We start from the raw sequence: 7985 nt of genomic DNA on the forward strand, positions 1-7985 counted from the left end.
GGAGTAAAAACGGGCGTGAGTCTCGGTGTTTCCACCCACTGGCCCGCGGCCACCCACCCCCCCCCCCGGTGTGTATCGCGCAACTACCCCGTACCCCCCCGGCGGCCGCGGGGGGGGCCGGCGGCGGGCCGGCCGGCGGCGCCCCCGCCGCCCACGGTCGCACCGCGAGGGGGGTCACTGCGCGCCGGGGCGCACCAACCCGCTCTCGTACGCGTACACCGCGGCCTGCACCCGGTCACGCAGACCCAGCTTGGTGAGGACGTGGCCCACATGCGTCTTGACGGTGGTCTCGCTGACGAACAGGTCGGCGGCGATCTCCGCGTTCGACAGACCCCGCGCCACCAGCTTCAGCACCTCCACCTCGCGCTCGGTGAGGGTGTGCAGGGTGTCGGGCACGGGCTCGTCGCCCGACGGCAGATGACCCGCGTACTTGTCCAGGAGCCGGCGCGTGATGCTCGGCGCGAGCATCGCCTCACCCGCGGCGACCACCCGGATCGCCTGCACCAGCTCGTTGGCCGGAGCGTCCTTCAGGAGGAAACCGCTGGCGCCCGCGCGCAGCGCCTCCACCACGTACTCGTCGAGGTCGAAGGTCGTCAGGACGAGCACCTTGGCCGGGCCGTCGCGCCCCGGACCGGTGATCTGCCGGGTCGCCTCCACCCCGTCCATCCGCGGCATGCGGATGTCCATCAGAACCACATCGGGCTGCAGGGCACGCACCTGGTCCAGTGCCTGGAGACCGTCACCGGCCTCGCCGACGACCGCCAGATCCTGCTCGGCCTCCAGAATCATCCGGAAGCCGGTGCGCAGCAGCGGCTGGTCGTCGACCAGTAGGACGCGGATGGCCACGTGAGTCTCCTTCGCTAGTCCGGCCCCATTCTGCCCTGCTCGGTACCGCCCGACTCGGGCGCCCTGACCGGGAGCGGATACGGCGGGGGAGTACCGCCGAATTCCGGACACACCGCCTGGTGATCGCACCAGCCGCAGAGTTTGGTGGGACGCGGCCGCCAGTCGCCCGTCTCGGTGGCCTCCCGGATCGCCTCCCACAGCGCGAGCAGCTTGCGCTCGACCCGCTCCAGGTCCGCGATCGCCGGGTCGTACGTCAACACGTCGCCACTGCCGAGGTAGACGAGCTGGAGACGGCGCGGGACCACCTGCTTCAGCCGCCACACCACCAGGGCGTAGAACTTCATCTGGAACAACGCGCCCTCGGCGTACTCGGGCCGGGGCGCCTTGCCCGTCTTGTAGTCGACGATCCTGACCTCGCCCGACGGCGCCACGTCTACCCGGTCGATGATGCCGCGCAGCTTCAGCCCGGAGTCGAGCCGGGCCTCGATGAACAGCTCGCGCTCGGCGGGTTCCAGACGGGTGGGGTCCTCCAGGCTGAACCACCGCTCCACCAACCGCTCCGCCTCACCGAGCCAGCGCGCCAGCCGCTCGCCCTCGGGGTCGTCGGCGAACAGCTCCACGACCTCGGGCCGGGTCTCGCGCAGCCGGTCCCACTGGCCGGGGATGAGGGACTTGGCGCGCGGGGCCGTCCGCTCCGTCGCCGGGGAGTCGAAGAGCCGCTCCAGCACCGCGTGCACCAGGGTGCCGCGGGTCGCCGCCTCGCTCGGTTTCTCGGGGAGCTTGTCGATCACCCGGAACCGGTAGAGCAGCGGGCACTGCATGAAGTCGCTGGCGCGCGAGGGCGACAGCGACGCCGGCGGCACGGCCGTGACAGCCGCGGTCTGCTCGGGCGGGACGGCGCCCTCGGTGCTGGTCTCCATGTCCCAAGACCTTACGGCCCGCCACTGACAGTGAGTGAACGCACGGGGCTGGTGCGACGGCGCGGAAAACAGAGGGGGTGCCGGGGCGGAACGTGTCGCGACCGACGCATACCATCGACCACAGACCCTGCTTCGCAAGATCGGGAGCGGGAGACGCTTCGAACGAGGGGACATCGTGGACGAGAGCGGCGGGAGCGGGCAGCCGCGATCCGGCACCGACGAAGCGACCGAGCGCCACGAGGGGTCCCAGGCCCCCGCGGGCCCGGCCGCGGACGCCACGCGACCCGGACCGGACCGGCACGAGCGCCCCACGGGACAGCCGGCCGCCGACCCGGACGTCCCCGCCCCCGGCCCCACCCGCGCGCACCCGCGGCCCACGAGCGGCCCCGAGCCGCACGGCACCTTCGACCGCGCGTCCGGCGACGGACCCGGGACGGACGACGCCCCCACGAGCCGGCCCGGACCGCACCACGGCTCCACGGACGGGCCCGGCACGGACGCCGGTGACACGTCGGACGGGACCACACCGCACACGGAGCCCGCGCCCGGCCCCGGAACCCGCGACGGCGCCTCGGGGGAGGCCGGCCCCGGCGCCGTGTCCCCGCCCGCGGCGCCCCACGAACCCGACCGGCCCACCGGCCCGGACACCACCCCGCACCACCGCACCCTCGCCCAGTCCGGCACCGGTGCCGACGGCGCCGGCGGTGTCGGCGGGCCGAAGCCCCCGCGCCGCGGCCGGGAGCCCGGCGGCGGGCTCCTGATGGGCCGTCCGTTCGGCGTACCCGTGTACGTGGCGCCCAGCTGGTTCCTCGTGGCCGCGCTGATCACCTGGGTGTTCGGCGGCCAGCTCGACCGCGTGCTGCCCGAACTCGGCGCCCTGCGCTACCTCGTCTCCCTCTTCTTCGCCGTCGCCTTCTACGCCTCCGTCCTGGTCCACGAACTGGCCCACACGGTCGCGGCCCTGCGCTTCAAGCTGCCGGTCCGCCGCATCCAGCTCCAGTTCTTCGGCGGGGTGTCCGAGATCGAGAAGGAGGCCGAGACCCCGGGCCGCGAGTTCGTGCTCGCCTTCGTCGGACCCCTGCTCTCCCTCGTCCTGTCCGGCCTCTTCTACCTCGCCATGCTCGCCGTCGAGCCCGGCACGGTCCCCGGTGTCCTGCTGGCCGGCCTGATGGTCTCCAACCTGCTCGTGGCCGCCTTCAACCTGCTTCCCGGCCTGCCCCTGGACGGCGGACGGATGCTCCGCGCCGTCGTCTGGAAGATCACCGGCAGGCCGATGAGCGGCACGATCGCGGCGGCCTGGGTCGGCCGCGCGCTCGCCGTCTCCGTCCTGATCGGCCTGCCCCTGCTCACCCAGTCCGGAGCGCTCGGCGAGACCCAGGACAACATCGGCGGCATGGACACGGTCACCGACGCCCTGCTGGCCGCGATCCTCGCCGCCATCATCTGGACCGGCGCCGGAAACAGCCTCCGCATGGCCCGGCTGCGGGAGCACCTGCCCGAGCTGCGGGCCCGCTCGCTCACCCGGCGGGCGGTCCCGGTCGAGACCAGCACCCCCCTCTCCGAGGCGCTGCGCCGCGCCAACGACGCGGGCGCCCGCGCCCTGGTCGTCGTCGACGCCGACGGCGAGCCCCTCTCCCTGGTCCGCGAGGCCGCGATCGTCGGCGTACCGGAGCACCGCCGCCCCTGGGTCGCCGTCAGCGGCCTCGCCCAGGACATCACCGACGGGATGCGCGTCTCCGCCGAGCTCGCGGGCGAGCCCCTCCTCGACGTCCTGCGCGCGACCCCCGCGACCGAGTACCTGGTGGTGGAGGACTCGGGCGAGATCTACGGGGTCCTGTCGGCGGCGGACGTCGAGCGCGCCTTCGTCAAGGCGATGGCCAGGCCCTCCTGACCTTCCCGCGGGCGCCGCGGCACCGTGACGTGCATGGCCGTGCCGCACGGGCGTCGTCGGCGCCGCGGCACCCGCGGTGGCGGCCCGCAACGCCCGTGGTCGGCGCCCCGCGCGGGGACCGGTAGGCTGTTCACATGTCCGAACCGACCGGTGCCGCCCGCAGGCGCGGGCCCTTCAAGGTCGGGGACCAGGTTCAGCTGACCGACCCCAAGGGCCGCCACTACACGTTCACGCTCGAGGCCGGGAAGAACTTCCACACCCACAAGGGTTCCTTCCCGCACGACGAGCTGATCGGTGCTCCCGAGGGCAGCGTCGTCCGCACCACGGGGAACGTCGCCTATCTCGCGCTGCGCCCCCTGCTCCCCGACTACGTCCTGTCCATGCCCCGCGGCGCCGCCGTGGTCTACCCCAAGGACGCGGGGCAGATCCTGGCCTTCGCGGACATCTTCCCCGGCGCACGCGTCGTGGAGGCGGGCGTCGGCTCCGGCTCGCTCAGCAGCTTCCTGCTGCGCGCCATCGGCGACCAGGGCATGCTGCACTCCTACGAGCGCCGCGAGGACTTCGCGGAGATCGCCCAGCAGAACGTGGAGCGCTACTTCGGCGGCCCGCACCCCGCCTGGCAGCTCACCGTGGGCGACCTCCAGGACAACCTGAGCGACACCGAGGTCGACCGTGTCATCCTCGACATGCTCGCCCCCTGGGAGTGCCTGGAGGCCGTCTCCAAGGCGCTCGTGCCCGGCGGCATCCTGTGCTGCTACGTGGCGACGACCACCCAGCTCGCGCGGACCGTCGAGTCCATCCGCGAGATCGGCTCCTTCAACGAGCCGACCGCCTGGGAGTCGATGATCCGCAACTGGCACATCGAGGGCCTCGCCGTCCGCCCGGACCACCGGATGATCGGGCACACCGGCTTCCTGCTCACCGCCCGCCGCCTCGCGGACGGCGTCGAGCCGCCCATGCGCCGGCGCCGCCCCGCCAAGGGCGCCTACGGCGAGGACTACGCGGGTCCCAACGCGGACGGCGGCTCCGCCCGCTGATCCGGCCGGCGTCCCCGCCGCGCGCGTACCCAACGCTCCACCCCTGTGGCCGAGTTCCCGGAGACACCCGGGGACCCGGCCACAGGCCTTTCCGTAACCGGGGCGGAGCGCGTTCTGTTGACGCGCCGCCAGAAGTGCGGACCCCGCCGTTCCACCCGACTGTGACGTGTGGCACCATGCTGGCCACTCCACCCCCCCGCCGGCACAGTCCTCGCAGGAGACGCTCCCAGTGCAGCAATCCGTCGTCCCGGAACTGGCACACACGCACACCCGTCCCATCCACTGGCTGGCGACGGCCACCGCCGTGGCCGGAGTCGTCGCCCTCTCCTCGGTCGTCCAGCCCGGATCGGCCACGGCGGCCCAGCCCGGTCCCGGGGCGAAGGCCGCCCCGGCCGCGCTCGCGCCCCCGGACCCCGCGGCCGTCACGTTCCCGCTCGACTGCGGGCCCGCCGAGGCCGTCGTACAGAAGAAGGCGTCGGGGGACCTCGACGGCGACGGCCACCCGGAGACGGTCGCCGTGGTCCACTGCGACGCGGGCTCGGGCACCCCGCCCGACGGTGTCTACGTCCTCACCCAGGGCGGAGCGGCGAAGAAGCCCCGGATCGTGGCCACCCTGGTCGACCCGAAGGACCGGCTGAGCGTCACGGGCTTCGCGGTACGTGACGGCGCCGTCACCGCCACCCTGCTCGGCTACTCGTCGGCCGACGTGCCCAGTTGCTGCCCGGACGTGAAGGACCGGGCCAAGTGGCAGTGGAAGAACGGAGCGTTCATCCGCTCGACGCCCTCGGGCGCCCAGAGCATATGAGAAGAACGTGAGAAAAGAGACAATCCGTCACGTGGAGTGGCCTCCGGGTCACTCCACGTCGGGTCCGTAGACCTCGACCTTGTCCGAAACCCGACGTACGTGGATGCAGTCGCCCGGGCACTCCTTGGCCGAGTCGGCCACGTCACGCAGAAGCGTCAGCGGTACGGGCGTTGTGGCGCCGGGGGCCTGGAGGAGCTCGTCGTCGGCGCTCTTCACGTAGGCCAGACCGTCGATGTCCAGCTCGAAGACCTCCGGCGCGTACTGGACGCAGATCCCGTCGCCGGTACAGAGGTCCTGGTCGATCCAGACCTCGAGCGCCTCTTCGCCTGCTACGGCCTCCTGCTGCACGGTCACATCTCCTGCCGTTTCCTGCGTCGAGCGATCCGAAGACTGGGGAATCGGGCCAGCTCTGACGGGTGTTGAACACTTTGAGCCTACCTCCGTCGGCTTCCCAATCATGTTGGGTGGGTATTCCCCTGGCGTGAGGGAGAGCGCAAGGGTGAAGATCGGACACACCTCGACAGTCTTTGTGATCTAGGGGTTTCAATCGACACCCACCCAGGTAGGGTCTGGAAGCGTCCAGCTCCCCTTGGAGGAGGTGAGGACCGTGGCAGCCCACGACGACGACATGAACCGCGGCATCCGCCCGGGACGAGGGTCCGATGACCCTGCCGGGCAGGTTGCCTACCTTGAGCAGGAGATCGCCGTCCTGCGACGCAAGCTCGCCGACTCTCCGCGGCACACGAGGATTCTCGAAGAGCGGATCGTCGAGCTGCAGACCAACCTGGCCGGCGTGTCCGCTCAGAACGAGCGGCTCGCCAACACGCTCCGTGAGGCCCGCGACCAGATCGTGGCCCTCAAGGAAGAGGTCGACCGGCTCGCGCAGCCGCCGGCGGGCTTCGGTGTCTTCCTCGTGGCGAACGAGGACGGCACGGCGGACATCTTCACCGGGGGCCGCAAGCTCCGGGTGAACGTCAGCCCCAGCGTGGAGCTCGAGGAGCTCAGGCGCGGCCAGGAAGTGATGCTCAACGAAGCCCTCAACGTGGTCGAGGCCATGGAGTACGAGAGCGTCGGCGACATCGTCACCCTCAAGGAGATCCTGGAGGACGGCGAGCGCGCCCTCGTGATGGGGCACACCGACGAGGAACGGGTGGTACGGCTCGCCGAGCCGCTCCTGGACGTCACCATCCGTCCCGGCGACGCCCTGCTCCTCGAACCCCGTTCCGGCTATGTCTACGAGGTCGTTCCCAAGAGCGAGGTCGAGGAGCTCGTCCTCGAAGAGGTCCCGGACATCGGCTACGAGCAGATCGGCGGCCTGGGAAACCAGATCGAACTGATCCGCGACGCGGTCGAGCTCCCGTACCTCTACCCCGACCTCTTCAAGGAGCACGAACTGCGGCCGCCCAAGGGTGTGCTGCTCTACGGGCCCCCCGGATGCGGCAAGACGCTCATCGCCAAGGCGGTCGCCAACTCGCTGGCCAAGAAGGTCGCCGAGGTCACCGGCCAGGCCACGGGCAAGAGCTTCTTCCTCAACATCAAGGGCCCCGAGCTCCTGAACAAGTACGTCGGCGAGACCGAGCGGCAGATCCGCCTCGTCTTCCAGCGTGCTCGGGAGAAGGCCAGCGAGGGCACCCCCGTCATCGTCTTCTTCGACGAGATGGAGTCCCTGTTCCGCACCCGTGGATCGGGCGTCAGCTCGGACGTGGAGAACACCATCGTCCCCCAGCTGCTCGCCGAGATCGACGGCGTGGAGGGCCTGGAGAACGTGGTCGTGATCGGTGCCTCGAACCGTGAGGACATGATCGACCCCGCGATCCTGCGCCCCGGACGACTCGATGTGAAGATCAAGATCGAGCGCCCGGACGCCGAGGCCGCCAAGGACATCTTCGCGAAGTACCTCACCCAGCGCCTCCCGCTGCACTCCGACGACCTCGGAGAGCACGGCGGGGACCGGGCGGCCACCGTCCACGGCATGATCCAGACCGCCGTGGAGCAGATGTACGCCGAATCCGAGGAGAACCGCTTCCTCGAGGTCACCTACGCCAACGGCGACAAGGAAGTCCTGTACTTCAAGGACTTCAATTCCGGCGCCATGATCGAGAACATCGTGGGCCGCGCCAAGAAGGCCGCCATCAAGGCCTTCCTCGAACAGAACCAGAAGGGTCTCCGGGTCTCCCACCTCCTCCAGGCATGCGTGGACGAGTTCAAGGAGAACGAGGACCTGCCGAACACCACCAACCCGGACGACTGGGCCCGGATCTCCGGAAAGAAGGGCGAACGGATCGTCTACATCCGTACGCTCGTCACCGGAAAGCAGGGTGCGGACACCGGACGCTCCATCGACACGGTGGCCAACACCGGTCAGTACCTGTAAAAGCCAGGGCGGCGGGGGGGGGGCGCCCCCCGGTCCCCCCCGCCGCGTGTTTTGGGGGGGCGCGGTGGTGAAAACAAAATTTCGAAAATAATAGCCAGCCAACCGGTATGGG

At 70.9% G+C, this 7985-nt stretch carries 7 protein-coding genes; 4 read left to right on the forward strand and 3 right to left on the reverse strand.

What is annotated here, in order from left to right:
* Window positions 1-174: 174 nt before the first annotated feature.
* Window positions 175-846, reverse strand: a complete 672-nt coding sequence (locus tag ACFV2J_RS39560) for a response regulator transcription factor (RefSeq protein WP_010988071.1) — start codon at window positions 844-846, stop codon at window positions 175-177.
* Between the two features lie 14 nt (window positions 847-860).
* Complete coding sequence (locus tag ACFV2J_RS39565; protein WP_385087929.1) at window positions 861-1766, reverse strand: RecB family exonuclease; 906 nt, start codon at window positions 1764-1766, stop codon at window positions 861-863.
* Between the two features lie 175 nt (window positions 1767-1941).
* Here ACFV2J_RS39565 and ACFV2J_RS39570 point away from each other — a divergent pair, with 175 nt between their 5' ends.
* The 3 genes from ACFV2J_RS39570 (at window position 1942) to ACFV2J_RS39580 (ending at window position 5499) form a co-directional block, all read left to right on the forward strand.
* The gene (locus tag ACFV2J_RS39570; protein WP_385087931.1) at window positions 1942-3657 is read left to right on the forward strand and encodes a site-2 protease family protein; all 1716 of its coding nucleotides are present in this window, start codon (window positions 1942-1944) and stop codon (window positions 3655-3657) included.
* A gap of 134 nt (window positions 3658-3791) precedes the next feature.
* On the forward strand, window positions 3792-4694 hold the full coding sequence (locus tag ACFV2J_RS39575; RefSeq protein ID WP_385087933.1) for a tRNA (adenine-N1)-methyltransferase: 903 nt from the start codon (window positions 3792-3794) through the stop codon (window positions 4692-4694).
* A 229-nt stretch (window positions 4695-4923) separates the two neighbouring features.
* On the forward strand, window positions 4924-5499 hold the full coding sequence (locus ACFV2J_RS39580) for a hypothetical protein (protein WP_385087935.1): 576 nt from the start codon (window positions 4924-4926) through the stop codon (window positions 5497-5499).
* A 48-nt stretch (window positions 5500-5547) separates the two neighbouring features.
* On the opposite strand, the gene ACFV2J_RS39585 is transcribed toward ACFV2J_RS39580, so the two are convergent.
* Window positions 5548-5853 carry a ferredoxin gene (locus tag ACFV2J_RS39585; RefSeq protein ID WP_385087936.1) on the reverse strand — a complete coding sequence of 102 codons (306 nt, stop codon included), beginning with the start codon at window positions 5851-5853 and terminating at the stop codon, window positions 5548-5550.
* 253 nt (window positions 5854-6106) lie between these two features.
* On the opposite strand from ACFV2J_RS39585, the gene arc reads away from it, so the two are divergent.
* On the forward strand, window positions 6107-7873 hold the full coding sequence (gene arc, locus ACFV2J_RS39590; RefSeq protein ID WP_385087938.1) for a proteasome ATPase: 1767 nt from the start codon (window positions 6107-6109) through the stop codon (window positions 7871-7873).
* Window positions 7874-7985 lie beyond the last annotated feature (112 nt).

Source organism: Streptomyces sp. NPDC059668, from assembly GCF_042734135.1.
In the GTDB taxonomy this organism is placed as follows: domain Bacteria; phylum Actinomycetota; class Actinomycetes; order Streptomycetales; family Streptomycetaceae; genus Streptomyces.

What these genes read in the sequence shown, in the direction of transcription:
- ACFV2J_RS39565 (WP_385087929.1), bottom strand. Translation starts at nt 1,766, where the DNA reads ATGGAGACCAGCACCGAGGGCGCCGTCCCGCCCGAGCAGACCGCGGCT.
- ACFV2J_RS39575 (WP_385087933.1), top strand. Translation starts at nt 3,792, where the DNA reads ATGTCCGAACCGACCGGTGCCGCCCGCAGGCGCGGGCCCTTCAAGGTC.